The sequence below is a fragment of the Angustibacter sp. Root456 genome (genome assembly GCF_001426435.1).
Lineage (GTDB): Bacteria > Actinomycetota > Actinomycetes > Actinomycetales > Angustibacteraceae > Angustibacter.
The window spans coordinates 80,027-105,450 of sequence record NZ_LMER01000019.1 but is presented as its reverse complement, the minus strand read 5'-3'; the positions used below and the strand labels follow the sequence as shown (position 1 = coordinate 105,450).

Below are 25,424 nucleotides of genomic sequence, written 5' to 3'. Positions count from 1 at the left end.
GCACCCCCACACCCCTGGACGCCGCCAGCGCCCGCGACCTCGCCCACCAGCAGCTCCAGCAGGCCAGCTGGGCCAGCTGGGCCAGCTGGGCCACGGCAGCGCCGTGCAGGTGCTCGTCATCGACGACACCGACGCCCTGACCCACGTCGCGCGCCTCACCGAGCCCGGCGTCGCGCGGAGCCGAGACACGCTCGTGGAGGCCGTTCGCGCCTCCCTCGCCCACCCCCCACCAACCAGCACCGACCGCTACCGCCACCCCACCATNNNNCATCACCCGCCACGTCCACGCCGAAGCCCCCACCTGCACCTCCTACGACTGCGCACGACCAGCCCGCACCTGCGACCTCGACCACGACGACCCCTGGCCCCGCGGCCCCACCGCCGTGGTCAACCTCGACCCCAAATGCCGACCCCACCACCAGCCCAAAACCCACCAGCTGGTGCGATCCCACNCTGCACACCGGCCCCGGCCAAGGACCCCGCCACACCACCTGGACCCTCCGCAACGGCCTGCAGGTCACCACCCGACCCGAACCCCTGCCCGGCTGCGAAGACGACGACTGCTGACCGGCTAACCCCTCGGGGGCGGCGGCCCGGCGAGCCGGCTGGACGTCTCGAGCAGCATGGCGTGCACGAACGCCTGGGGCAGGTTGCCGCGCAGCTGGCGCTGGACGACGTCGTACTCCTCGGCGTACAGGCCGGGCGGGCCGCACGCGGCACGGTTGCGCTCGAACCACCGGACGGCAGCGACCTGGTCGCCTTGGTGCCACTCCGCGAGCGCCATGATGAAGCCGCACAGGACGAACGCCCCCTCGTCGGAGCCGAGGTCGTCGTCCTGGTGGCGGAACCGGTACACGAAGCCGTCGTCGGTGAGGTTGTCGCGCACCGCCGCCAGCGTGGCGACCGTGCGGTCGTCGTCGGGCGGCAACGCACCTCGCACCGGCGGGAGCAGCAGGGAGGCGTCGACCCCACTGATGTCGGCGGCGCGGCGCCAGCTGCGGTCGGTGGCCTGGCAGCGCCGCGTCGTCTCGTCGAGGATCGTGCCCGCGAGGTCGACCCACTGGCGCGCCTCGACCGCGCTCGTCTGGGCCGCCGCCTGGTGCAGGCCGGCGACGCACGCCAGCCGCGAGTGCGTCCACCACCGGTCGTGCAGCTCCCAGATGCCGGCGTCCGGCTGCGGCCACCAGTCCTCGATGAGGCGCACGGCGAGCTCCATGGCCCGGCGGCCGTCGTGGTCGAGCCGGTCGTGCCGCGCCGCCACGGCGAACAGCTGCAGCAGCTCACCCAGGACGTCGAGCTGGCGCTGGCCCACCACCCAGTTGCCCACGATGTCGGAGCCACCCGGGTACCCCGGCAGGTCGAGCCGGCGCTCGTGCGGCAGGTCGGTGCCGTCGACCCGGTACGCCGGTGCGAGGCGGTCGCCGTGCTCGAGCAGCCGCGCGGTGGCGAACGAGACGGCGGCGTCCAGCAGCGGGAACGCACCGCTCACGGCTGCGGCCAGCCCGGCGTACGCCTGGTCGCGCAACCACACGTAGCGGTAGTCGTACGAGTTGTTCTTCTCCGCCCGCTCCGGGATGCCGAGCGTCGCGGCGGCGACCATGCCACCACCGGGCGACGTGAGCCCCTTGAGCACCGCGTAGGAGTGCTGCGCGTCGCGGGGAGCGAGCGTCGACTCGAACGCCGGGGCGTCGTCGCGCCACTCGCGCTCGGTGCGCTGCCAGAGCTCGTCGACGGGCTCGGGCTCCGGCAGCGGGGCGTCGCTGACCTCCAGTACCAGGTCGTGGTGCTGGCCGCCTGGCACCTTCAGGTGCGTGCGCAGCCGTCCGGCGTCGTCGACCTCGACCCGCTCGGCGCCACGCCAGCGCACCCAGAGGTCACCGGTGCGGGCGGTCCAGACGCCGTCGTCGCTGCGGTGCAGCTCACGCAGCGACTGCGCCCCGAAGTCCGTGCGCAGGTCGAGCACGACGCGCATCCGCGCCTCGTCCTCGACCGCGTCGACCCGACGTAGCAGCACCACGCGCTTGGCGTCACCGGGCATCGCGAGCGCCTCACGGCACTCGATGGTCGTGCGGGTGCTCACCCAGCGGCTGCGCCAGATGAGGGTGCCGGGCTCGTAGTAGCCGCCCCACACGAAGGGTTCGTCGGGCGTGACGGCGTAGATGCCGCCCCCGCCGATCAGGGAGGCGAACACCGCCGGGGAGTCCCACCGGGGCGCGCACATCCAGGCGATGTCACCGCGTGGCCCGATGAGGGCACCGCGGTGGCCGTCGGCGATCAGGGAGTACTCGCGCAGCACGTCCGGGGGGAAGTCCTGCCACAGCGGGGGATCGCCGCTCACTGCACGTCTCCTGGGGTCGGGACGACGAACCGCTCGGCGGCGTCGTCGTCGAAGGTGAGCCCGTGACCGGGCCGGTCAGGGTCGGGCGTGACGCTGCCGCCCTGCGGGTCGAGCGCACCGCGCAGCAGCAGCTGCTCGATCCGCACGTGGTCGTGGAACCACTCGATGTGCCGCAGGTTCGGTGCCGCCGCCGCGACGGGTGCGTGCAGGTTGGGTGCGCAGTGGGCCGAGACGTCCAGCTCGAACGACGCGGCGACCGCCGCCGCCCGCAGCCACTCGGTGTAGCCGCCGCAGCGCGTGGCGTCGGCCTGCAGGCAGTCGACCGCGCCGGCCACGCACATGCGCCGGAAGTAGCCGACGTCGGTGCCGTACTCCCCCGCCGCGACGTCGGACGTCGTGTGCTCGCGCACCAGCCGCAGCCCGTCGAGGTCGTCGGACGACACCGGCTCCTCGAACCACGTCACGTCGGCTCCGGCTTGCTGCGCGGCGTCGATGGCCCGCACCGCCTGCTTGGCGGTGTAGGCGCCGTTGGCGTCGACGAACAGCTCGGCGTCGGCACCGATCGCGTGGCGAGACAGCATCATGCGCTCGACGTCGCGCTGGTGGTGCACACCGCCGGGATGACCGATCTTGATCTTCACGCGGGGGATCTGCTGGTCGACCACCCAGCCGCGCAGCTGCTCGGTGAGCCGGTCGTCGTCGTACGACGTGAAGCCGCCGCTGCCGTACACCGGCACCTCGTCGTGGGCGCGGCCCAGCAGGTCGGCGAGCGAGGTGTCGAGCAGGCGCGCCTTGAGGTCCCACAGGGCGACGTCGACCGCCGAGATCGCGTAGCCGACCGCTCCGGCGCGCGTGGCGTTGCGTGCCCGGTGCACCATCGCGTCCCACGTGCCGGTCGCGGCCGCCACGGGCCGCCCGACCACGACCTTGCGCAGCAGCCCGTCGACGAGCGCACCGCAGGCGGCCGGGCCGTAGGTCCAGCCCAGCCCGGTGACGCCTTCGCTGCGCACCCGCACCACGACCATGGTCGTCGACGTCCACTGCGCCGTGCCGTCGGACTCGGGCGCGTCCGTCGGCACGGTCAGCACCGTCGTCCGCAGGTCCTCGACGACGGGCGAGTGCCCCGCCATCAGCTCGAGTGGTGGGGCAGGAGCTCCTGGGCCTTGGTCTTGATGCCCTCCTTGACCACGCCCCAGCGGTCCTCGTCGCCCTTGATCAGCGCCTCGGCCGTCGCCTTCATCTGCTGGAAGGTCGCGTGCGGCGGGATCGGCGGGATGTTGGGGTCGGTGTGGACGTCGAGCAGCGTGGGACGGTCGGCGGACAGCGCCTCGTCCCAGGCCGCACCCAGGTCGTCGGGGTCGGTGAGCGTCCGGCTGGCCAGCCCGAGGCTCGCCGCGAAGGCCGCGTAGTCGACGCTCGGAAGCGTCTGCGACTCGGGGAACTTCGGGGACCTGCCCATGGCGCGCATCTCCCACGTCACCTGGTTGAGGTCGTCGTTGTGCAGGACGGCGACGACCAGCCGCGGGTCCGACCACCGCTCCCAGTAGCGCTTGATGGTGATCAGCTCGGCCATGCCGTTCATCTGCATCGCGCCGTCCCCGGCGAACACCACGACGGGCCGGTCGGGGTGGGCGAACTTCGCGCCGATGCCGTACGGGACGCCGGGCCCCATCGTCGCCAGGTTTCCAGACAGCGAGCCGCGGATGTCGCCGCGGAACTTCAGCTGGCGGGCGTACCAGTTCGCCGACGAGCCGGAGTCGGCCATCACCATGAGGTCGTCCGGCATGCGCGACGACAGCTCGTAGAACAGCCGCATCGGGTTGATCGGGTCGGCCGACACCATCGCCTCGGCCTCCATGTCACCCCACCACTCGGCGACGTTCGACTCGATCTTGGAGCGCCACGAGCTCTCACCCTTGGGGGTCAGCAGCGGCAGCAGGGCGCGCAGCGTCGTGGCGGCGTCACCGACGAGGTTGACCTCGTTCGGGTACCGCATGCCGATGAGCTTGGCGTCGACGTCGATCTGCACGGCCCGCGCCTGCGACAGCCCGGGGTAGAACTGCGTGTACGGGAAGCTCGAGCCGACGATGAGCAGCGTGTCGGCGTCGTTCATCATCTCGTAGCTCGGCCGGGTGCCCAGCAGGCCGATCGAGCCGGTGACGTACGGCAGCTCGTCGCTGAGAACGTCCTTGCCCAGCAACGGTTTCGCGACGCCGGCCTGCAAGGCGTCAGCCACCTGCATCAGCTCCTGCCGCGCGCCCCGCGCACCCTGGCCGGCGAGGATCGCGACCTTCTCGCCGGCGTTGAGCACCTCGGCGGCGCGGCGCACGGCGGCGTCGTCCGGGCTCGTGGTGGGCCACTCGACACCGAGGGACGACGGCACCATCTTGAACTCGTGGCCCGGCGGCGTGTACTCCAGCTCCTGGACGTCGGAGGGGATGATCACCGCGGTGGGCGCCTGCTCGGCGATGGCCACGCGGATCGCGCGGTCGATCACGTTCGGCAGCTGCTCGGGCACGGTCACCATCTGCACGAACTCGGAGGCGACGTCCTTGAACAGCGTCTGCAGGTCGACCTCCTGCTGGTACGCCCCGCCCATCGCCGAGCGCGCCGTCTGGCCGACGATCGCCACCACGGGCACGTGGTCGAGCTTGGCGTCGTACAGGCCGTTGAGCAGGTGGATCGCGCCCGGGCCGGACGTCGCGACGCACACCCCGAGCCGGCCGGAGAACTTGGCGTAGCCCACCGCCTCGAAGGCCGCCATCTCCTCGTGCCGCGCCTGGACGAACTCCGGGTGGTCATCAGCGCGGCCCCAGGCGGCCAGCAGGCCGTTGATGCCGTCACCCGCGTACCCGAAGACCTTCTCCACCCCCCACTCGCGCAGGCGGCCTAGCAGGAAGTCGGCGACGGTCTCAGACATGGTTCCTCCCGGTGGTTGCGGCGGTAGGCGTTCCGGTGCGGATCAGGTGGTCGGCCGCGCGAGCGGCGACCGACATGATCGTGAGGGCCGGGTTGGCCGAGCCCTGGGTCGGCAGCGTGCTGCCGTCGGTGATCAGCAGGTTGGGGACGGCGAAGGCGCGGCCGTAGCCGTCGACGACGCCGTGTCGCTCGTCGGCTCCCATGCGGGCCCCACCGACCAGGTGCGCGTAGCGGTTGAAGGTGATGACCTCGTCGGCCCCTGCGGCGCGCAGGATCGACTCCATCACCTCGGCGGCGGCCTTCATGAGGGCGCGGTCGTTGTCGCACTGGCTGTACGAGAAGTGCGCAACCGGCAGACCGTGCCGGTCGACCTGGTCCGACAGCGTCACGCGGTTGTCGGCCTGGGGCAGGAACTCGCACAACGCACCCAGGCACGACCAGTGCACGTAGTCGCGCATGTACTCGCGCAACGACGGCCCCCAGTGCCCCTGGCCCGTGATGTGCTCGGCCCACGTGATCGGCAGCGGCGAGACGGTCTGGATCGAGAAGCCGCGCTGGTACGGCCGGCTCGGGTCGGTCTCGTAGAACTGCTCGGTCGACACCTCGGGGGGTGGCGCCTTGTACATGCGCACCTCGTCGTCGAACCGCCCGCCCGTCTGGGGTGCGCCCTGCACCATGAGGTAGCGCCCGACGAGGTCGAAGTCGTTGCACATGCCTTGCGGGAAGCGGCGGTTGGCCGAGTTCAGCAGCAACCGCGGCGTCTCGATCGAGTAGCCGGCCACCACGACGTGCGCGGCGCGCTGGAAGTGCTCGACGCCGTCCTTGACGTAGTGGACGCCGGTCGCCCGGCCGGTGCGCTCGTCGTACCCGATGCGCGTCACCATGCAGTGCGCCCGGACCTCCGCGCCGTGCGCGAGAGCGTCGGGGATGTGCGTGATGAGCGGCGAGGCCTTGGCGTTGACCTTGCACCCCTGCAGGCAGAAGCCGCGGTAGATGCAGTGCTGGCGGTGGCCGAACCGACCGTTCGCGATCGCCACCGGCCCGACGCGCGTCTCGACGCCGATCGCACGAGCCCCGCGCTGGAAGACCTCGCCGTTCCCGCCGACGGGATGGGCGTGGTGCGGGTAGGTGTGCGGGTCACCCCAGGGCCAGTCCTCGCCGGCCACCGGGAGCTCACCCTCGATCGCCTCGTAGTACGGCTTGAGGTCGGCGTAGGAGAACGGCCAGTCGGCCCCGACGCCGTCGCGCGTCTGCGTCTCGAAGTCGCTGGGGTGGAACCGCGGGGTGTAGCCGGCGTAGTGGATCATCGAGCCGCCCACGCCGCGCCCGGAGTTGTTGGAACCCAAGGGAACCGGGTCGGACCCGCCGATCTGGCGAGGCTCGGTCCAGTACAGGCCGTGTGAGCCGGCCTCGTCGGACACCCAGTCGCGAGCGGGGTCCCAGAAGGGCCCGGCGTCGAGGGTGACGACGCGCCACCCGGCGCGCGCGAGCCGCTGCGTCATGGTGGCCCCACCGGCACCGGCGCCCACGACGACCACGTCGACCTCGTCGTCGTCGTCGAACCGTCGCATGTCGTCGCGCAGCCGGTGGTCGACCCGCTCGTCACCGTTGAGCGGCAGCAGCCACGCCGAGGCGTTGCGCGCCCGGACGTCGTCGGCCGAGCCGTCGCGCAGCACACCCAGCAGCCGGCCGCTCACGAGTGCACCACCGGGTTCACGGGGCGCTGCTCGCGCACCTCCCACGGCTCCCGGCCGCCGACGTGCGCGTTCTTGTAGCCGCGCGGGTACGCCGGTCCGCTGAAGCCGATCTCGTTCCAGGCCCAGGGATGGGAGTAGAACGCCGTGCAGGCGTACCGCGTCCACAGGCTCCAGAGGCGGTCGGCGCGCAGCCCGTGCCACTCGCCGTCGGCCGCCTCCTGGACGCCCGCCACGATGCGGCTCTGGTCGTCCCACGAACAGTCGGCGAAGCAGCAGCCACGCGAGGCCTGCGCCTCGGCGTCGAGTGCCGCGAGGCTGCGGCGCCAGGCGTCGTCGTCGATGGGCATGTCGTCGTAGTGCCAGCCGTCGGTTTGGTGCTCGGCCAGCCGCGAGTCGACCATCTGCAGCACCGGCACGCGGGGCTCGCTGCGCTGGTCGAGCAGCTGGTCGAACAGCGCGGAGGCGGCGCGGGCCTCGGCGTCGGTGAAGAAGCGCAGGGGCCCGGGGGGACGCGTGCGGTCGAGCACCACGCGACGCGTCTCGTCGTCCCAGTGGTCGGCCTGCGAGAGGACGTCGAAGCCCGGGAAGTGCGTGTCGGTGCCACCGGGGGTCTGCCCAGTGGGCTCGCTGTGTCGCGGCACGGGTCAGCGCTCCCGACGCAGCAGCGACGCGAGCAGGCCCATGCCGCCGACCAGCGTGACGAGCAACGGGGCCAGCAGCGGTGGCCCCATCTCGACGTTGTACCGGGCGTTGTGCCAGCCGCCCGGCTTCTGGCCGATGCCGCGCACGTGCAGGAAGGTGCCCTGCAGGCCGTTCGCCACGATGGCGGCGGACGCGACCGGCAGCACCGTGTGGGCGGCCTTGGCGTTGAGGGCCCCCGCGACTCCTGCGGCCGTCCCCACCGGGCCGAGCGCCACCGGCAGCCACATGAGGCGGTTGCCGAAGGACGCCTTGTCGTGCTCGAAGAAGATCTCGGCCGCCGTCACGGCTGCACCGACGCCCATGAGGGCCGAGAGCGAGCGCTCGAACCGGCCGTGGCGGATGTCGGTGACCGCGCGGTCGACGACGGACTCGACCGTCGCACCGTTCGATCGCTTGAACCAGCTCATGATCGCGCTCCTCTCAGCTCGAGTGCCGCCAGGACGACGGCGACGGCGCCGCTCGTGGCGGCGACGCGGCGGTACCTCGGCGACGTGGCCAGGGCGGCCATGGTCAGGGCGTGCAGGAGGTCGGCGGCGCCGCCGACCCGTCCGGCGACCCGTGGCCAGCGGGCGATGGCCGCGGCCTGCACCAGCTGGCGTGCGCCGAGCACCTTCGCCACGGTCTGCTCGGTGGAGTCGGCCGGGGGGCCCTCGAGCCCGCGCAGCACCAGGTCGGGCCGGGCGGTCAGCACCGTGCCCCAGGCCGCCCCCAGCGTCGTCGCGAGAGCCGTTGCGCCGCTGGGCATCAGTGGCTCCGGGCCGCGTGCCAGGCGTTGCGCAGGCCCGCGACACCAGCAGCCAGTGCACCGGCGGCGACGCCGGCGACGACGCCGTGGTGCTGGCTCGCCCAGAGCTGGTACGACCGGGTGGTCGACTTGTTGTCGAACACGCCGTGCGCGCCGAAGTCCTTGCCGTCCAGGCCGTCTGCCGGGTCCCACAGGTTCACCGGCTGGTCGGGGTCGCGCGGCTGCGACGTCTGCTGGGAGTCGTAGCCGGTGCGGGCGAGGTAGCGGTCGAGCAGCCCGGGTGCGATCGCGTTGGCCACGAGCGTGCCCATGGTGCTGCCGCCCACCCAGTACTCGCGGCGACGCGGGTGGTCGGCGGCGAAGACGACGGCGTCCGCAGCCACCTCGGGCTGGTAGATCGGCGGCACGGGCTGCGCGTGCCGCGGCAGCCGCGACAGCACCCAGGAGAACTGCGGCGTGTTGACCGCCGGCATCTGCACCATCGTCACGCGCACGTTGCTCTTGTCGTGCAGCAGCTCGCAGCGCAGCGACTCGTTGAAGCCCTGGATCGCGTGCTTGGCGCCGCAGTAGGCGCTCTGCAGCGGGATACCGCGGTAGGCCAGCGCCGAGCCGACCTGCACGATCGTGCCGCGGTCGCGCGTCTTCATCCGCTTCAGCGCGGCCATCGTGCCGTAGACGTAGCCGAGGTAGCTCACCTCAGTGACCCGGCGGAACTCGTCCGCGCTGATCTGGTCGAACGGCGAGAACACCGAGGTGAACGCCACGTTGACCCACGTGTCGATCGGGCCCAGCTCGGTCTCGACCCGCTCGGCAGCCGCTTCGACGGCCTTGGCGTCAGCGGTGTCGACCGGGATCGTCAAAGGCGTTCCCCCGGCGCGGCGCACCTCCTCGGCGGCACCCTGCAGGCCCTGCTCACCGCGCGCCAGCAGCGCGACGGTGGCGCCACGGCGGGCGAAGGCCACGGCGCTGGCGCGGCCGATGCCACCGCTGGCCCCCGTGACGACGACGATCTCGGACCGGTTGCGTGAGGGAGTGTGGTTGGCGTCCATGTCCTCCATTCAGCGGCATCAATTGCCGTTGCGCAACTTATGCGCCAGGATGAGCAAGTGAGCCCGAGCTCTGCGCGCACCTCAGGCCGCGGCCCGTCCCGGTCGCAGGTCCGCGCCGTCATGGACGCCTCGCGGGTCCTCGTCGCCCTCATCGCGGAGTCGGTCGCGGAGGTCGACGACCACGTGACGCCGACTCAGATGCGCATCCTCGTGCTGGTGGACCGGTTGCCGGGCGCGAACCTCTCCGCGGTCGCCGAGGCGCTCGACGTCCACCCGTCCAACGCGACGCGGGCCGTCGACCGGCTGGTACGCGCCGGCTTCGTCGCGCGCACCGAGTCCGAGCGCGACCGGCGCAACCTCGAGCTGTCGCTCACCGACGAGGGGAGCGCGCTGCTGCACCGGGTGATGGAGCACCGACGCCGCGCGTTCGAGCGCGTGCTGCGGCAGATGGAACCCGGCGACCGGGAGTCGCTCGCCGGCGCGCTGGACGCTTTCGCCCGCGCCGCAGGTGAGCCCGAAGACAGCCGCTGGGCGCCCTAGCCGGCCACGACCCGCCGGGCCTCCTGGGCGATCTGCAGGTCCTCACGCGCAGCGACCACGTACGTGCGCACCGCCGCACCCGGCGCCGTGACGTCGGTGTCGCCGTCCGCGGAGTCGTTGCGGTGCGCGTCGAGGGCCACCCCCAGGTAGGCGAGCCGTTGCGCCACCCGGCTGCGCACCACCGCGTCGTGCTCGCCGACGCCACCGGTGAAGCCCAGCAGGTCCAGACCGCCGAGCGACGCCGTCATGGCCGCGACCGAGGTCACCAGTCGGTGCACGTAGACGTCGAGGGCCAGCGCCGCCGCCTGCGGGTCGGGACCATCACCGTCGACCAGGTCGCGCAGGTCCTTGCTGCCACCGAGGCCGAGCAGCCCGGACTCGTGCTCGAGCCCCTCCTCGAGGTCGTCGAGCGACAGCCGGTCGTCGCGCAGCAGCCAGAGCACCAGGCCCGGGTCGACCGAGCCCGACCGCGTCGCCATCACCAGGCCCTCGAGCGGTGTGAACCCCATCGTGGTGTCGACCGACCGACCGCCCTTCACCGCGCACAGCGACGCCCCCGCGCCCAGGTGGCAGACCACGGTGCGTAGGGCGGCAGGGTCGACGTCCAGGCCGTCGGCTCGCGCGAGCTCGGCGACGTGGCGTGAGGCGTAGGCGTGCGACAGGCCGTGGAAGCCGTACCGCCGGATCGGCCAGCGCCGCAACCACTCTCGCGGCAGGGCGTAGGTGAACGCCGCCGGGGGCAACGTCGTGTGGAACGACGTGTCGAAGCACGCGACCGACGCGACGTCGGGCAGCACGTCGTGCACCGCCTCGATTCCCTTCAGGGCGGCCGGCTGGTGCAGCGGGGCGAGCTCGACGAGGCGACCCAGCTCGGCGACCACCTCGTCGTCGATCAGCGTGGGGTCGGTGAACTGCGTGCCGCCGTGCACGACGCGGTGCCCGACGACGTCCGGCCGGTCACCGTGCAGGAACACGCGCAGCTCGTCCTCGTCGAAGCCGTGCCGGTCGGCGTGCAGGTCGGTGGTGGCCAGCACCTCGTCGTCCGGCCCGAGCAGCCGCAGCTTGATGCTGCTCGAACCCGCGTTGACGACCAGGACGCTGAGCCCGTCGCCGGCGCCGCTCATGCCTCGGCGTCGTCGTCGGGCAGCTGCCAGCCGGTGACGTCGGCCATGTCCTCGCCGTGCTCGCGGGTGTAGGCGCGGTGCCGCAACCGCTCGTCGACCATGCGCTGGCGCAGCCGGGCTGCGCGCGCGCCAAGCTGCGGCACGCGGTCGATGACGTCGATCACGAGGTGGAAGCGGTCGAGGTCGTTGAGCATCACCATGTCGAACGGCGTGGTGGTCGTGCCCTCCTCCTTGTACCCGCGCACGTGCAGGTTGTCGTGCCCGTGCCGGCGGTAGGTGAGGCGGTGGATCAGCCACGGGTAGCCGTGGTAGGCGAACACGACCGGCTTGTCGGTGGTGAAGATCGTGTCGTACTCCTGGTGCGACAGGCCGTGCGGGTGCTCGTCGGGGTCCTGCAGGCGCATCAGGTCGACGACGTTGACGACGCGGATCCTCAGGTCGGGCAGGTTGCGCCGCAGCAGCTGCGCCGCAGCGATGATCTCGAGGGTCGGCACGTCCCCCGCGCACGCCAGGACGACGTCGGGCTCGCCGCCGTCGTCGGTGCCGGCCCAGTCCCAGATGCCGATGCCCCGCGTGCAGTGGTCGACCGCGTCGTCCATCGACAGCCAGCTCGGCGTCGGCTGCTTGCCCGCGACGATGACGTTGACGTAGTCCTTGCTGCGCAGGCAGTGATCGGCCACCGACAGCAAGGTGTTGGTGTCCGGCGGGAGGTACACGCGGATGATCTCGGACTTCTTGTTGACGACGTGGTCGATGAAGCCCGGATCCTGGTGCGAGAAGCCGTTGTGGTCCTGCCGCCAGACGTGCGAGCTCAGCAGGTAGTTGAGCGAGGCGATCGGACGGCGCCACGGGATGTCGCGCGTCACCTTGAGCCACTTCGCGTGCTGGTTGAACATCGAGTCGATGATGTGGATGAACGCCTCGTAGCAGTTGAACAACCCGTGGCGGCCGGTGAGCAGGTAGCCCTCGAGCCAGCCCTGGCACAGGTGCTCGCTCAGCACCTCCATGACCCGGCCGTCCGGGCCGAGGTGGTCGTCGGCGTCCGAGTGCGCGTCCAGCCACGTGCGGTCGGTGACCTCGAACACCGCCTGCAGCCGGTTGGACGCCGTCTCGTCCGGCCCCATGAGCCGGAACGACTCGGGGTTGCGGACGATGACGTCGCGCAGCATCCGGCCGAGGGCGCGGGTCGGCTCGCTCGTCTCGGCGCCCGGTGAGGTGACCTCGACGGCGTAGTCGCGGAAGTCGGGCATCGCCAGGTCGCGCAGCAGCAGGCCGCCATTGGTCTTCGGGTTGCCGCTCATACGGCGCTCGCCCTTGGGGGGCAACGACCTCAGGGACTCGACCAGGGCTCCCGACTCGTCGAACAGCTCCTCGGGCCGGTAGCTGCGCAGCCAGTCCTCGAGCAGCTTGCGGTGACCGTCGTCCGTGCGCGTCTCCGCGAGCGGCACCTGGTGCGAGCGCCAGGTGCCCTCGACCTGCTGGCCGTCGACGACCGCAGGGCCGGTCCAGCCCTTCGGGCTGCGCAGCACGATCATCGGCCAGCGCGGCCGCTCGACCTGCTCCCCCGACCGCGCGGCCCGCTGGATCTCGGCGATGTCGTCGAGCACCTGGTCGAGCGTGCGCGCCATGAGCGCGTGCATGGTCATCGGGTCGTCGCCCTCGACGAAGTACGGCCGGTGGCCGTAGCCGACGAGCAGCGCCTCGAGCTCGTCCTGCGGCAGACGCGCGAGCACCGTGGGGTTCGCGATCTTGTAGCCGTTGAGGTGCAGGATCGGCAGCACCGCGCCGTCGCGCGCGGGGTTGGTGAACTTGTTCGAGTGCCAGCTGGCCGCCAGCGCGCCCGTCTCGGCCTCGCCGTCGCCGACGACGCACGCGACCAGCAGGCCGGGGTTGTCGAACGCCGCGCCGTACGCGTGCACCAGCGCGTAACCGAGCTCGCCGCCCTCGTGGATCGACCCCGGCGTCTCGGGGGCCACGTGGCTCGGGATGCCCCCGGGGAAGGAGAACTGGCGGAACAGCGCCCGCATGCCCTCGACGTCCTGCCCGACGTGCGGGTACGTCTCGCTGTAGGTGCCCTCGAGGTAGGAGTTGGCGACCAGCGCCGGGCCGCCGTGGCCGGGGCCGGTGACGAACATGGCGTCCAGGTCGCGCTGCACGATCGCGCGGTTGAGGTGGGCGTAGAGGAAGTTCAGGCCCGGCGTCGTGCCCCAGTGGCCGAGCAGCCGCGGCTTGACGTGCTCGGCTGCGAGCGGCTCGCGCAGCAGCGGGTTGTCGAGCAGGTAGATCTGGCCGACCGACAGGTAGTTCGCGGCGCGCCAGTAGGCGTTGATCCGCTCGAGCTCGGTGACGTCCGGGGCGGGCCGCGAAGGGGAGGACGGGGACATGGCGCTCCTCAGGCTGGTCAGGCGCCCACCCTAGGGGCGTCCTGACGCCGGGCGCTGCCCCCGAGCGGGACGTTCGTCCCCTCAGTTCGTGCTGGTCTCCGCGGTCGCGCCGTCGGTGGGCCGCACGGGGTTCACCCCACCGGGCAGGTGGGTCACCCATCGCTCGGCCACCAGCAGCGCGATCTTCATCTCGCGGTCGTCGACCGGCGCCGTCCGGATGCCCTCGGCGGCGTAGCGGGCCAGCGCCTGGGCGAGGTCGTGCACCTTGATGTTGTGGTTGCGCGACATCTCGGCCAGCTCGGCGTAGGCGTCGTCAGGGCTGCACCGGCGCAGACCCATGATCACGCCCTTGGCCTGCTCGATCGGGCCTCGCGTGCGCAGCGCTTCCCTCAGCTGCCCCGCCTCTTCGGCCAGATCCATCCACTGCTGTTCGTCCAACGCTCGTGCCTCCGGGGCAATGAACACCTCGAGGGCACCCTGCTTCTAGAGGGCCCGAGTTCTCCGGCGATGATAGACGACGGCGAAGGCGCTTCAGGCAGGGCCACGGCGGTGCGCACGCGTGCCGCTCCGACTCCTGGGTAACCCCCCGACATGCCCCAACTCGCCACCACCACCGTCGTCATGACCCGCAACCGACGCGACGAGCTGCTGCGCACCGTGCAGCGGCTCGAGGGGCCGGTGATCGTCGTCGACAACGGCTCCACGGACGGCACGGCCGGCGCGGTGGCGTCGCTGCGGCGTCCGGACGTCGAGGTGCTGGCCCTGGGGCGCAACCGCGGTGCCGTGGCCCGCACGATCGGCGCGGCCCGCGCCCGCACGCCCCTGGTGGCCTTCGCCGACGACGACTCGTGGTGGCACCCGGGGGCGCTCGCCGTCGCCGCCGAGGCGTTCGCCCAGCACCCCCGCCTCGGCCTGCTGGCGGCGCAGGTGCGCGTGGGAGACGACGAGCGCGTCGACGCCGTGAGCGCGGCCATGGCGAGCGCGCCGCTGGGTCAGGCAGCCGACCTGCCCGGGCCCGACGTCCTCGGCTTCATCGCCTGCGCGGCGGTCGTGCGGCGCGAGGCGTTTCTGGGCGTGGGCGGTTTCGACGACGTCGTGTTCTTCGCCGGCGAGGAGGAGCGGGTCGCGCTCGACCTCGCGTCGTCCGGCTGGGGACTGGCGTACGTCGGTGACGTCGTGGCCCACCACCTGCCGTCACCCGTGCGCTCGACGCCGGTGGCGCGCCAGGCCCTTATCGAGCGCAACCTCGTGCTGACGGCGCTGATGCGTCGCCCGTGGCCGGTGGTGCGCGAGCGGTGGGCTGCGCGCTCGGCGGCTCGGCAGGAGGGCTGGGGCACGCTGTCGCGCCGGGCCGGCCGGGCGCTGGCCCGGCGGCACGTCGTCCCGCCGCACGTCGAGGCGCGGGCCCGCCTGCTGGAGCGCGGTTTGAGCACGCCGACGGTGGGTATCGACTACCCATGAGCGCGAAGCGAGTCGTGGTGACCGGCGGGGCAGGGTTCATCGGCAGCCACCTGTGCGAGGAGCTGCTGCGCCGCGGGGACGAGGTGGTCTGCATCGACAACTTCCTCACCGGCGGCCCGCAGAACGTGGCCCACCTCATGGACCACCCGCGGTTCACCCTGCTGCGCTGCGACCTCGTCGACTTCGTGCACGTCGGCGGCCGGGTCGACCTGGTGCTGCACTTCGCGTCCCCCGCCTCGCCGATCGACTACCTGAAGCTCCCCCTCGAGACGCTCAAGGTCGGCAGCGTCGGCACGTGGCACGCGCTCGGCCTCGCCAAGGCCAAGAACGCGCGCTTCCTGCTCGCCTCGACCTCCGAGGTGTACGGCGACCCGCAGGTGCACCCGCAGCCCGAGGGGTACTGGGGGCACGTCAACCCCGTGGGCCCGCGCGGCGTCTACGACGAGGCGAAGCGCTACGGCGAGGCGCTCACCATGGCCTACCACCGCGCCGAGGGCGTCGACACCGCGATCGTGCGGCTGTTCAACACCTACGGCCCGCGCATGCGGCCCAACGACGGCCGGGCCATCCCGACCTTCGTGCGGCAGGCACTGGCCGGTGAACCCGTGACCGTGGCCGGTGACGGCTCGCAGACCCGCTCGGTCTGCTACGTCGATGACACGGTGGCCGGGATCCTGGCGCTGGCCGACAGCCACGAGCAGGGTCCGGTCAACATCGGCAACCCCGACGAGCGCTCGGTGCTGCAGATCGCGCACGACGTCATCGACGCCGTGGGGTCGCGCTCGAGCATCGAGTTCATCGACCGCCCGGTGGACGACCCGGGCGTCCGGCGTCCGGACACCACCCTCGCCCGCGAGCGCCTGGGCTGGGAGCCCACCGTCACGTGGGCGGCCGGGCTCGGTCGGACCGTCGCGTGGTTCCGCTCGCTGGCCGCCCTCAGCGCCTGACCGGCGCCGCGAGGTGCTGGGACGCGGTCAGCACCTCGTCGACCGTGACCTGCAGCAGGTGGGGATCGGGTGCCGCACCGTGCGGGTCGCCGGTGCCGTCGCCGTGCCAGAGCACGGTGTGCAGGTCGGCGTCGATGGCCGGACCCCACGCGGACGGCGCCACGGGGCCGAACAGCAGCACCGACGGCACCGCCAGAGCAGTGGCCAGGTGCGCGATACCGGTGTCGCCGCAGACGACGAGGGCGGCGTCACGCACGAGCCCGGCCAGCTGCGGCAGCTCGAGGGTTCCGGCTGTGCTCGCGGTGGCCGGCAGGTCGGCCAGCTCAGCGACCTGGGCGCACAGGGAGCGCTCGGTCGGGCCGCCGGTGATCACGACGTCGTGGCCGCGGGCCGCGAGCTCACGGGCGACCGCGGCGAAGCGATCGACCGGCCAGCGGCGCGAGCCGTAGGCCGCGCCCGGGTGCACGATGACGCGCCCAGTGGCCGGCTTCGGCCGGTGCGGCCCGTCCGGACGCGGCAGCAGCCGCAGGTCGTCCACGCTCGCCTCGGCGCCCCAGGCCCCCACGAGCCGGATCCACCGGTGCACCTCGTGCTCGTCCGGCGTCCACTCGACCCAGGTCTGCGGCACCTCGGCCGCCGGGTCGGGCGGCGCGAACGACAGCACCTGGCCGGGCCGGGCGGCGGTGAGCAGGTCGCGGCTGAGCGGCCCGTTGCCGTGCAGGTCGACGGCGTCGTGCGGGCCGAGTGCGAGCCCAGGTGGCTGGTCGTCGAGGTCGCGTGTGGGCACGTAGCCGTCGACCACCCCCAGGTCCGTCATCCACCGGCCGAGCGCGGCCGGCGCGGCCAGCAGCACCGGGCGCGGCGCGAAGCGACGGCGCAGGCCGCGCAGGGCCGGGACGCCGGTGAGGGCGTCCCCCAGGCCGATGGCCCGCAGCGCCAGCACCGGCTCGCTCTCGCCGACCACCGGCGCCGTCACCGCCGCGCCGCGTCGGCCCGGGCGAGCACCGTCGTGGTCGAGCGGCCGTCGAGCAGCGGGACGATCTCGATCCGGCCGCCGTACGCCTCGACCACGCGAGCCTCCGGGAGGTCGGCGGGCGCGTAGTCGCCACCCTTGACCCACACGTCGGGCCGCAGGCGGCTCAACGTGGCGCTCGGGTCGTCGTCCTCGAAGACGACGACCGCGTCGACGCACCGCAACGCCTCGAGCAGGCGGGCCCGGTCGGCCACGGAGTTCACCGGCCGGGTCGGTCCCTTGAGTCGCCGCACGCCGGCGTCGGAGTTGAGCAGCACGACGAGCTGGTCACCGAAGCCGCGAGCCGCCTCGAGCAGCGCCACGTGACCGGCGTGCAGGACGTCGAAGCAGCCGCCGGTCGCCACGACGGTGCCGCCGCGCGCCCGGACGTCGGTGGGGGCCGGCGTCCCGCCCGGGTGGCACGTCGCCACTCCCCCGGCCGCGAGCCAGGCCGCGACGTCGGTGGAGGCGGCGCGCACGGCGTCCACGAGCTGTGCACCGCGGGCGAGGCCGAGCGCCACGGCCCCGGCGAAGCGATCGCCGGCCCCGCAGGTGTCGACGCCGTCGGCGCACTCACCGGCCGGGGTGCGCACCGGGTCGGCGTCGCCGTCCACGACCACGGCACCGCGATCGCCGTCGGTGACGACCACGGCCTGAGCGTGCCAGGCGTCGCGAAGGCTCTCGCCGACGACGTCGAGTGGGCTGCTGGAGTCGCGCGCGAAGCCTTGGGCCTCAACGTGGTTGGGCGTGGCGGCGCGGACGCCGGGCACCGGAGTCTCGCCGCGCGGGTGCGGGTCCCAGACGATCGGCAGCCGGTGCGCGACGCGCTGCAGCACCGACCGGACGGCGGGGTGCCGCGTCACCGGGCCGCCGTAGTCGGCGACGAGCACCGCGTCGCAGGAGCGCACGAGCCGCTCGAGCGCCACCTCGTCGACGGCGTCGCAACCGTTGTCTCCCAGCTCTTCCAGTGGGTCCACCCCGCCCAGCAGGTGACCGGCGTCGTCGATGCGCACGAGCGACTGACCCTGCGCGCGCACCCTCGTCTTGCCGATCGTCGTGGGCGGTGACAGCACCGGATGCACCCCGACGTCACCGAGCAGCGCGCGCAGGCGGTCGCCGGCCGCGTCGGTACCGATGCCGGTAGCGAGCGTGACGTCGACGCCAGGTCGGGCCGCGAGCAGCGCGGCCAGGCCGGCGCCACCCGGCCGCTCGCTGACCTCGCGGACGTCGACCACCGGCACCGGCGCGTCGGGGGCTACGCGCGCGACGTGGCCGTTCACGTCGCGATCGAGCAGCGCGTCACCGATCACCAGCAGGCGCACCGTGGGCGCTGGCACGTCGCTCACAGGGCGGCGCCGGCGGTGTGGGCGCGCAGGTCGACGGTGTGCGCCGGCTGCTGCGCCAGGGCGCGCTCGACCGCGGCGCACAGGGCGTGCACCGCCACGAGGTGTCCCTCCTGGATCGCCGACGTCGACTGCGCGTCGACGCTGATCACGCGATCGGCCATGCGCGCCAACGGGTTCGGTGTCGGGCCGGTCATCGCCCACACGTCGACGTCGGCGCCGCGCGCGCGCTCGGCGGCGCGCAGCAGGTTGGCGCTGCGCCCGCTGGTCGACAGCAGCAGCAGCACGTCACCCGGGCGGCCGTGCGCCTCCACCTGGCGGGCGAAGACCTCGTCGCCGCCGTAGTCGTTGCACACCGCCGTGACCGTGGAGGTGTCGCCGTGCAGCACGATCGCCGACAGCGGGCGACGCTCACCCTCGAAGCGGCCCACGAGCTCGGCCGTCAGGTGCTGCGCCTCTGCCGCGCTGCCGCCGTTGCCCGCCACGAGCAGGCGGCCGCCGTCCAGGCAGCGCGCGAGCCGGCGTCCCCACTCCTCGACCTCGCGCTCCTGCCGCACCAGGTCAGCCAGCCCGCTCGACAGGTCGTCGAGGTGGTCGCTCAGCGTGCCGTAGGACGAGGTGGTGCGAAGGGTGCTCATCAGGCCTCCTCGGGAGTCGTGCGGTCGAGGCCGCGCGCTCGGATGAGCGCCGGCTCGCGGACGTCGACGGACGACGGCAGCAGCCGCGCGTACACGGCTTCGGTCTCGGCCGCGACGTGCGACCACGCGAACTGGCGACGCACCCGATCGACGCCGGCGCGACCGAGTCGGTGCAGGCGGTCGGGGCGCGACACGATGCGCCGCACCGCCTGCGCCACCGCGGCCGGATCGCGCGGCGGTACGTGCTCTCCGGTGACGCCGGGCTCGACGGTGTCGAGCATCCCGCCGACGGCGGACGCCACCACGGGCGTGCCGCTCGCCATGGCCTCCAACGGCACGATGCCGAACGGCTCGTACCAGGGGACGGCGACCACGACGTCGGCCGCACGCAGCAGGGCGGCGGCGTCGTCCTGGCTCACCGCGCCGAGCAGGTTCACGCGGTCGCCGACGCCGCAGCGGGCTGCGTGCGCGCGCAGCCGGCGCACGTCGGCGTCCTCGCGGCCCGCCGGCGGGCCGCCCGCGACGACCAGCTCTGCGTCCGGCAGCTGCTGCAGCGCCTCGATCGCGGTCTCGATGCCCTTGCGCTCGACCAGGCGGCCCAAGCACAGCAGCCGGGTGGTGCCCGACGTCCACGGCGAGCGCCGCGACCCCTGGGGCGCGAACCGGTCGAGGTCGACGCCGCAGGGCACGACGTGCAGGCGCTGGGGGTCTGCGCCGAGGTCGAGCAGCTCCGACACCTCGTCACGGCAGGTCGCGATCACGGCGTCCAGGTCGTGGACGAGCCGCCGCTCGATGCCGAGCCGTTGCGGAGGGCTGGTGTCCTGAGCGCCCTGGTGGCGGCGCTTGACCACGCCGAGAGCGTGGAAGGTCACGGCGGCCGGCGGCGGGTCCTCGTGCACGCGCAGGGCGTCACGGGTGGCGAGCGCCGACATCCAGAAGTGCGCGTGCACGACGTCCGGGCGCCGTTCACCGGTCCACTCGCGCCGCAACCACAGTGCCAGGTCGGCCATGTAGGGCAGCAGGTCGTCCTTGGGCACGGTCTCGGCGGGGCCGGCCGGCACGTGCACGACCTCGACGCCGGGCGCGAACGCCTGGCGCTCAGGCAGATCGGGGTCGTCGCGGCGCGTGTACACCGTCACCTCGTGACCGCGGCGAGCCAGCTCGGTCGACAACGCGGCCACGTGCACGTTCTGGCCGCCGGCGTCCTCTCCGCCGAGGACGGCGAGCGGGCTCGCGTGCTCGGACACCATCGCGATGCGCATCACAGCATCCCCTCCAGCAGGTCGTCCCAGTCGGTCAGGAAGCGCTGCACGCCGTAGTGCGCCAGCACGTGGTCGCGGGCGGCGCGGCCGCGCTCGGCGGCTTCGGCGGGGTCGTTCACGAGGCGGCGGGCGGTCGCGGCCAGCAGGTCGACGTCGGCGGTGACCAGGCCGGCCTCGGGGGGCACCGCGGTGGGCGCCTCCGTGGCGGCCAGCGCCAGTACCGGGCTGCCCAGCACCATCGCCTCGAGCAGCGACAGGCCCAGGCTGGTCCAGCGGTAGGTGTGCAGGTAGGCGCGGTGCTGCGCCATCCGCTGGTGCAGCTGGTGCTGCGGCAGGTCGTCCTCGTGCCGCCCGTCCGCGAACGCCGCGTCGCGAGCCGCCAGACCCTCGACGCCCATCCCGTAGACGTCCACCGGCACCTGCTCGGCAAGGCGCGCGGCGAGGTCCATGCCCGCCACCCGCCAGCGCCGCACGGGCTCGTTGACGCTCATCGACAGCCGGGGCAGCTCGCCGGTCCAGATCGGGCCGGGATCGAGCACCCCGTGCTCCACGACGTGCACGGGCGCGCGGCCGGTGTCCCACATCGCGCGGTTGAAGTGCGTCACGTGCGCGATCGGGACTCGGGTCTGGTCGGCCAGTGGGTGCCGCCACTCGTCGACGTCCCCGCGGGGGGTGTTGTGCTCGACGTAGACGGCCGGCACGTCGACACCCGCCCGCAGACCGGTCCAGTCCTCGAGCAGCTTGAGGTCGTCCGGCCGCTGCAGCACCACGACGTCCGGCCGCGGGTCGGCGAGCTGCTCGGGCGGCAGCTCGACGACGGACGCCGGCCAGTCCCAGGTGCGCGCGCGACCGAGCCCGTCGGGTCCGCGGTCGGGCAGCACCGGGACGACGTACTCGTGCCGCCCTTGGACGAACGCGGTCGTCCACGAGCCGTGCACGTGCCAGAGCAGGATCCTCATGCGGCGACCTCCCGACGCAGCTGGCGGACGGCGCTGACGACGTCCGCGGGTGAGATGACGGCTAGGCAGGGGTGGCCCTCGACGGGGCAGGTGCGGGCCCGGGTGCCGGCGCAGGGCGCGCGCTGGTCGCCGAGCACGACCGTGGGAACGCCCCAGGGGCGCCAGGCCTCCACCGGCACCACCGGCGCGAAGAGGCTGACCACCGGCGTGCCCACGGCGGCGGCCAGGTGCGCGGGGCCGGTGTTGACGGCGACGGCGCACGCGGCGCCGGCCAGCACTGCGGCCAGCTCGGCGAAGGTGGTGCGACCGGTGAGCGAGACGACCTCGTCACCGAGCGCGTCGGCCAGGGGGCGGTCGACGTCGGTGCCGGTGAGGACGACGGTGTGGCCGTCGGCGCGCAGCGCGCGGGCGACCGCGGCCGCGTGCGCGGGGGCCAGGCTGCGGGCCGGCACCGATGCCGTGGGGTGCAGCACGACGTACTGCTCCACGCCGGCGAGCTCGCGGGGTCGCGGCGGCAGGTCCGGGCGCAGGGCCAGCCGGCCGGTGTCGCCCGCCGACGGCGCGAAGCCCGCGGCGGCGACGAGCGAGAGGTTGCGCTCGACCTCGTGCGGGCCGCCCGGCGGGTGCCGGACGTCGAGCAGCGAGCCCGGGTAGTCGTGGCTCGACGCGACGACGCGGGGCACACCAGCGAGCCGCAGCAGCAGGGCCAGCGGCAGCGGGCTCTGGTGGTCGGAGGTCAGCACCACGGCGACGTCGGCCCGGCAGGCGCGCAGCCGCTCGACGAAGGCCAGGACGGCGGCGCCGTCGAACGGCGGCGGGACGAAGCCGGTCCACGGGCAGGCCCAGGTGAGCACCTCGTCGACACCGGGCAGCAGGCGCGCAGCCTGCTCTCCGGACGGCGCGACGAGCAGGGTCACGTGGTCGCTGGTCGCGGCCGCGGCGCGCACGGCGGGACCGGCGAGCAGCACGTCGCCGTCGCTGTCGAGCCGGGCCACCAGGGTGCGTGTCATGAGCGGCTCCCCAGCAGCAGGTCGACCGCCTCGGTGAGGGTGGCGGCCCGTAGCGGCGCGGCCTCGACCTCCTCGGCCAGGGTCACGGGGGTGGGTACCAGGACGGCGGCGCTACCGGCCGCACCGGCTGCCTCGACGTCCGAGCCGATGTCGCCCACCACGGCCAGCTCGTGCGGCCGCACGCCCAGCTCGCGCGCCGCGGCCTGCACGAGGCCCGGCTGCGGCTTGCGGCACGAGCAGCCGTCGGCCGGATCGTGCGGGCACACCTGCCAGGTGTCGAAGGGGCCGAGCAGCTCCTCGACCCGCGCGTTGACGGCGTCGACCTGTTCGCGGGTGAGCAGCCCACGGCCCACCGCCGACTGGTTGGTGACCACTCCGACGGCGATCCCGTTGTCGCGCAGCCGCTTCAGCGCCTGCGCCGCACCCTCTACCGGTCGCACCTTGTCGGGGTCGCCGTTGTACGGCACGTCCTCGACGAGCGTGCCGTCGCGGTCGAACAGCACGGCCTTGAGCGGAGCGCGCCACGGCGCGGCGTCGCGGTGGCGCCACTCGCCCGCGGCACGGTGCCAGACCGCGGCGAACGGGATGGCTACCGAGGTCAGGAGCATGCGGCGCACCTCCTCGCCGGTGCGCGGCCCCGGCGCGATGCGGCGCCAGGCGAACTCGGCGGTCAGAGCAGCCCACGCCGCTGCCGCCGCGCCCGCCACGCGGCGGTGGCCCGTCGCTCCGGCGAGCAGGGCTGCTCCAGCGACCGCCACCGTCGTCACGTGCTGACCGAAGCGTCCAGGTGGGCAGATCGTGTCGGCGCGCCAGGTCGGGCCGTGCAGCCGGCGCATGAGCGCGTCGTCGGCGTTGCCGCGCTGCTGGTGCAGGCTGGCCCACGGGCCCGTCGGGCGCACGGGGTGCACCACCTCGCGGGTGCCCTTCACCAGCATGGGGCCCTGCTGCGTCACCCGCCACGCCAGGTCGGCGTCCTCGCGGAACGCGCGCGGGAATCGCTCGTCGAAGCCGCCGACCTCGACCAGAGCCGTTCTGCGGTAGGCCATCTCGGCCGTGATCCACGACGCGGTCGCGAGGCCGGCTGTGCCGCGTTCCCAGTCGGTCGGACGCCGACCCGCCGGCAGCGGGACGTGCAGCCGCGCCTGGCTGCCGGCGACGTCGGTGCCGAGCCCGTCGAGGTCGGCGAGCAGGCGCTGCGACCAGTCCTCAGGCAGCAGCACGTCGTCGTCGACGAACACGACCCATTCGGTGGTCGCCGCCTGCCAGCCCACGTTGCGCGCGTGCGCCGGGCCGCGGCCGCCACCGACCAGCGCGCGCGCACCTGGCATCGCGGCCAGGTCCAGGGGGCTGTCGGGCTGAGGACGGTCGTCAACGACCAGCACGGCGTCCGGCTGGTGCGGTTGCGCGGCAAGGGTTTCCAGCAGCGCGGCCAGGCTCGGGCGGCCAAGGCTGGGGATGACGACGGACCAGCCGCTCACTGCGCCGCCTGGGAGTACAGGTCAGCGCGACGCACCACGAAGGGGCCGAGCACCAGGACGTCGACCGGCGCCGAGCCGAACAGCTCGAGGGCGTCCTGCGGGCTGTCGACCATCGGGCGGCCGGCGGTGTTGAGGCTGGTGTTCACCAGCACCGGGAGGCCGGTGCGGGCCTCGAAGGCGTCGAGCAGCGAGGCGAGGAGCGGCTCGTCGCGCCGGTCGACGGTCTGCGCCCGCGCCGTCCCGTCGACGTGCACGACAGCCGGGATGCGGTCGGCCCAGTCGTCGTGCACCTCGTGCACGAAGAGCATGTAGGGGCTGGGCACCTTGCCGTCGAACACGTCGTGGGCGCGCTCCAGCAGCACGAGCGGCGCTACCGGGCGGAACTGCTCGCGGCCCTTGATGTCGTTGAGCAGCTCGAGGTTCTCCTTGAGCCCGGGGTGCGCCAGCAACGAGCGGTGACCCAGCGCCCGTGGGCCGTACTCGCTGCGCCCCTGGAACCACGCGATGACCCGGTTCTCGGCGAGGTCGTCCGCCACGGACGCGGCCAGGTCGTCGGGCCGCTCGTACGGCACGCGCGCCGTCCGCAGCACCTGCTCGAGCTCGTCGTCGCTGAACCCGCGGCCCAGAGCGGCCGAGCCCATGGGATCGCCGAGAGCGTCGTGCTCGCGGGCGGTGTGCAGCGCGGCACCCAGCGCCGTGCCGGCGTCACCAGCCGCCGGCTGCACCCAGATGTCGTCGAACGGCCCCTCGCGCAGCAGCACCGAGTTGGCGACGCAGTTCAGCGCCGTGCCACCGGCCATCGTGAGGTACCGCTCGCCGGTCGCGTCGTGCAGCCACGTGGCGAGCTGCAGCAGCACCTGCTCGAGCCGCTTCTGCACCGTCGCGGCCAGGTCGGCGTGCACGCTCGTGAGCTGCCCGTCGCCGCGGGGGGCGTAGGCCTCCCAGTCGACCTTCTCGGTGACGAAGCCGCCGTCGTCCGTGACCCGCACCAGGTCGGTGAAGTCGGAGAGGTGGCGCGGCTCTCCGTAGCTCGCGAGGGCCATGACCTTGTACTCGTCGCTCGAGCGGTGGAAGCCGAGGTGCTCGGTGAGGTCCTCGTAGAGGAACCCGAGCGAGCTCGGCAGCGACTGCGCCGCGAGCACCTCGAGGGCGCCGTCGACGTAGTGGCCGGACTGGTGCGAGGCTCGCTCACCGCGGCCGTCGAGCACCAGCGAAGCGCACGTGCGGTACGGCCCCGCCAGGGCCGCGCTCGCCGAGTGGGCGGTGTGGTGCGGCACGAAACGCACCTTCGCGGGGTCCAGCCCGGGCAGAGCGTCGGCGAGCAGGGTCGGGGTGCGGCGGGCGAACTCGACGCGCAGGTGGTCCCAGGGGTCATCGAGCGAGAGCTCGTCGGGCGACGCGGTCAGCGCGGGGTCGAACGAGCAGGCGACGACGTCGAGGTCCTCCGGGTGCAGGCCGGCCTCGCGCAGGCACCACGCCGCCGACAGCACCGGCATCTCCCACGCCGAGAAGGGCACGTTCGGCTTCCCGTGCTTGCACCGGTTGAAGCGCTCCTCCTCGGCAGCCGCCACGATCCGGCCGTCGACCACCAGCGCAGAGGCCGGGTCGTGGAAGACCGTGTTCACACCGAGTACTCGCACTGCGCGCCTCCTGAGTCGGGTCGAGGACGTGGTCTGTCACTCGCATACCCGCGGAAGCGCTTGTTACACGCCAAGTAGCGCTTCTCGATGGGCTGCCGCCCGGCCCGGTCGCACTCCGGTCACCACTGACCACGCAACGTCACGCCACTCGTTGAAGGAGCCGCTCCAGTGGCCGG

22 protein-coding genes are annotated in these 25,424 nt (G+C 73.4%); 3 read left to right on the top strand and 19 right to left on the bottom strand.

The genetic code is table 11. The features are described 5' to 3' along the window. Positions 1 to 571: 571 nt before the first annotated feature. The 8 genes from ASD06_RS13885 to ASD06_RS13850 all read right to left on the bottom strand — a co-directional run bounded on the left by ASD06_RS13885 (position 572) and on the right by ASD06_RS13850 (position 9,450). Positions 572 to 2,338: a glycoside hydrolase family 15 protein gene (locus ASD06_RS13885; RefSeq protein WP_056678857.1), complete on the bottom strand. Its 1,767-nt coding sequence runs from the start codon at positions 2,336 to 2,338 to the stop codon at positions 572 to 574. After that, complete coding sequence (locus ASD06_RS13880; protein WP_056678854.1) at positions 2,335 to 3,468, bottom strand: enolase C-terminal domain-like protein; 1,134 nt, start codon at positions 3,466 to 3,468, stop codon at positions 2,335 to 2,337. The genes ASD06_RS13885 and ASD06_RS13880 overlap by 4 nt, the downstream gene beginning before the upstream one ends. Further along, the gene (locus tag ASD06_RS13875) at positions 3,468 to 5,258 is read right to left on the bottom strand and encodes a thiamine pyrophosphate-requiring protein (protein WP_056678850.1); all 1,791 of its coding nucleotides are present in this window, start codon (positions 5,256 to 5,258) and stop codon (positions 3,468 to 3,470) included. Before ASD06_RS13875 ends, ASD06_RS13880 begins: the two co-directional genes overlap by 1 nt. Then, a complete protein-coding gene (locus ASD06_RS13870) occupies positions 5,251 to 6,879 on the bottom strand; it encodes a GMC family oxidoreductase (RefSeq protein WP_369853757.1) in 1,629 nt (542 codons plus the stop codon). Before ASD06_RS13870 ends, ASD06_RS13875 begins: the two co-directional genes overlap by 8 nt. 71 nt (positions 6,880 to 6,950) lie before the next feature. Further along, entirely contained in the window at positions 6,951 to 7,595 is a 645-nt protein-coding gene (locus ASD06_RS13865) for a gluconate 2-dehydrogenase subunit 3 family protein (RefSeq protein WP_056678847.1), read from the bottom strand. 3 nt (positions 7,596 to 7,598) lie between these two features. Then, positions 7,599 to 8,063: a hypothetical protein gene (locus tag ASD06_RS13860; RefSeq protein WP_056678844.1), complete on the bottom strand. Its 465-nt coding sequence runs from the start codon at positions 8,061 to 8,063 to the stop codon at positions 7,599 to 7,601. After that, on the bottom strand, positions 8,060 to 8,401 hold the full coding sequence (locus tag ASD06_RS13855; protein WP_056678841.1) for a hypothetical protein: 342 nt from the start codon (positions 8,399 to 8,401) through the stop codon (positions 8,060 to 8,062). Before ASD06_RS13855 ends, ASD06_RS13860 begins: the two co-directional genes overlap by 4 nt. Then, positions 8,401 to 9,450 carry an SDR family oxidoreductase gene (locus ASD06_RS13850; protein ID WP_056678838.1) on the bottom strand — a complete coding sequence of 350 codons (1,050 nt, stop codon included), beginning with the start codon at positions 9,448 to 9,450 and terminating at the stop codon, positions 8,401 to 8,403. The genes ASD06_RS13855 and ASD06_RS13850 overlap by 1 nt, the downstream gene beginning before the upstream one ends. Positions 9,451 to 9,507: 57 nt before the next feature. Between ASD06_RS13850 and ASD06_RS13845 the strand changes: the two genes are divergently transcribed. Next, positions 9,508 to 9,990 (top strand): MarR family winged helix-turn-helix transcriptional regulator, encoded by a 483-nt coding sequence (locus tag ASD06_RS13845; protein WP_200942214.1) that lies wholly within the window; start codon positions 9,508 to 9,510, stop codon positions 9,988 to 9,990. On the opposite strand, the gene ASD06_RS13840 is transcribed toward ASD06_RS13845, so the two are convergent. The 3 genes from ASD06_RS13840 to ASD06_RS13830 all read right to left on the bottom strand — a co-directional run bounded on the left by ASD06_RS13840 (position 9,987) and on the right by ASD06_RS13830 (position 13,936). Continuing rightward, positions 9,987 to 11,114, bottom strand: a complete 1,128-nt coding sequence (locus tag ASD06_RS13840; protein WP_056678832.1) for an acetate/propionate family kinase — start codon at positions 11,112 to 11,114, stop codon at positions 9,987 to 9,989. The two genes, ASD06_RS13845 and ASD06_RS13840, sit on opposite strands and share 4 nt — an antisense overlap. Next, positions 11,111 to 13,498 (bottom strand): phosphoketolase, encoded by a 2,388-nt coding sequence (locus ASD06_RS13835; protein WP_056678829.1) that lies wholly within the window; start codon positions 13,496 to 13,498, stop codon positions 11,111 to 11,113. The genes ASD06_RS13840 and ASD06_RS13835 overlap by 4 nt, the downstream gene beginning before the upstream one ends. Positions 13,499 to 13,579: 81 nt before the next feature. Next, positions 13,580 to 13,936, bottom strand: a complete 357-nt coding sequence (locus ASD06_RS13830; protein WP_157371719.1) for an ANTAR domain-containing protein — start codon at positions 13,934 to 13,936, stop codon at positions 13,580 to 13,582. A gap of 153 nt (positions 13,937 to 14,089) precedes the next feature. Between ASD06_RS13830 and ASD06_RS13825 the strand changes: the two genes are divergently transcribed. Together ASD06_RS13825 and ASD06_RS13820 are read left to right on the top strand one after the other, a co-directional pair. Beyond that, positions 14,090 to 14,959, top strand: a complete 870-nt coding sequence (locus ASD06_RS13825; protein WP_056678823.1) for a glycosyltransferase family 2 protein — start codon at positions 14,090 to 14,092, stop codon at positions 14,957 to 14,959. Then, positions 14,956 to 15,906, top strand: coding sequence for a UDP-glucuronic acid decarboxylase family protein (locus ASD06_RS13820; protein ID WP_056678820.1), 951 nt, complete (start codon positions 14,956 to 14,958; stop codon positions 15,904 to 15,906). The genes ASD06_RS13825 and ASD06_RS13820 overlap by 4 nt, the downstream gene beginning before the upstream one ends. Here the strand turns inward: ASD06_RS13820 and ASD06_RS13815 are convergent. The 8 genes from ASD06_RS13815 to ASD06_RS13780 are packed head-to-tail and all read right to left on the bottom strand — an operon-like array spanning position 15,896 to position 25,248. Further along, positions 15,896 to 16,882: a glycosyltransferase family 9 protein gene (locus ASD06_RS13815; RefSeq protein WP_235502346.1), complete on the bottom strand. Its 987-nt coding sequence runs from the start codon at positions 16,880 to 16,882 to the stop codon at positions 15,896 to 15,898. The two genes, ASD06_RS13820 and ASD06_RS13815, sit on opposite strands and share 11 nt — an antisense overlap. Further along, entirely contained in the window at positions 16,879 to 18,264 is a 1,386-nt protein-coding gene (locus ASD06_RS13810; RefSeq protein ID WP_235502345.1) for a PfkB family carbohydrate kinase, read from the bottom strand. The genes ASD06_RS13815 and ASD06_RS13810 overlap by 4 nt, the downstream gene beginning before the upstream one ends. Further along, a complete protein-coding gene (locus tag ASD06_RS13805) occupies positions 18,261 to 18,899 on the bottom strand; it encodes an SIS domain-containing protein (RefSeq protein WP_056678817.1) in 639 nt (212 codons plus the stop codon). The genes ASD06_RS13810 and ASD06_RS13805 overlap by 4 nt, the downstream gene beginning before the upstream one ends. Then, positions 18,899 to 20,161 carry a glycosyltransferase gene (locus tag ASD06_RS13800; protein ID WP_056679309.1) on the bottom strand — a complete coding sequence of 421 codons (1,263 nt, stop codon included), beginning with the start codon at positions 20,159 to 20,161 and terminating at the stop codon, positions 18,899 to 18,901. Before ASD06_RS13800 ends, ASD06_RS13805 begins: the two co-directional genes overlap by 1 nt. Continuing rightward, positions 20,161 to 21,120 (bottom strand): glycosyltransferase, encoded by a 960-nt coding sequence (locus ASD06_RS13795; RefSeq protein WP_056678815.1) that lies wholly within the window; start codon positions 21,118 to 21,120, stop codon positions 20,161 to 20,163. Before ASD06_RS13795 ends, ASD06_RS13800 begins: the two co-directional genes overlap by 1 nt. Then, entirely contained in the window at positions 21,117 to 22,130 is a 1,014-nt protein-coding gene (locus tag ASD06_RS13790; protein WP_056678812.1) for a glycosyltransferase family 9 protein, read from the bottom strand. The genes ASD06_RS13795 and ASD06_RS13790 overlap by 4 nt, the downstream gene beginning before the upstream one ends. Further along, the gene (locus ASD06_RS13785) at positions 22,127 to 23,608 is read right to left on the bottom strand and encodes an HAD-IIIA family hydrolase (RefSeq protein ID WP_056678809.1); all 1,482 of its coding nucleotides are present in this window, start codon (positions 23,606 to 23,608) and stop codon (positions 22,127 to 22,129) included. The genes ASD06_RS13790 and ASD06_RS13785 overlap by 4 nt, the downstream gene beginning before the upstream one ends. After that, positions 23,605 to 25,248 (bottom strand): carbamoyltransferase C-terminal domain-containing protein, encoded by a 1,644-nt coding sequence (locus ASD06_RS13780; protein ID WP_056678805.1) that lies wholly within the window; start codon positions 25,246 to 25,248, stop codon positions 23,605 to 23,607. The genes ASD06_RS13785 and ASD06_RS13780 overlap by 4 nt, the downstream gene beginning before the upstream one ends. Positions 25,249 to 25,424 lie beyond the last annotated feature (176 nt).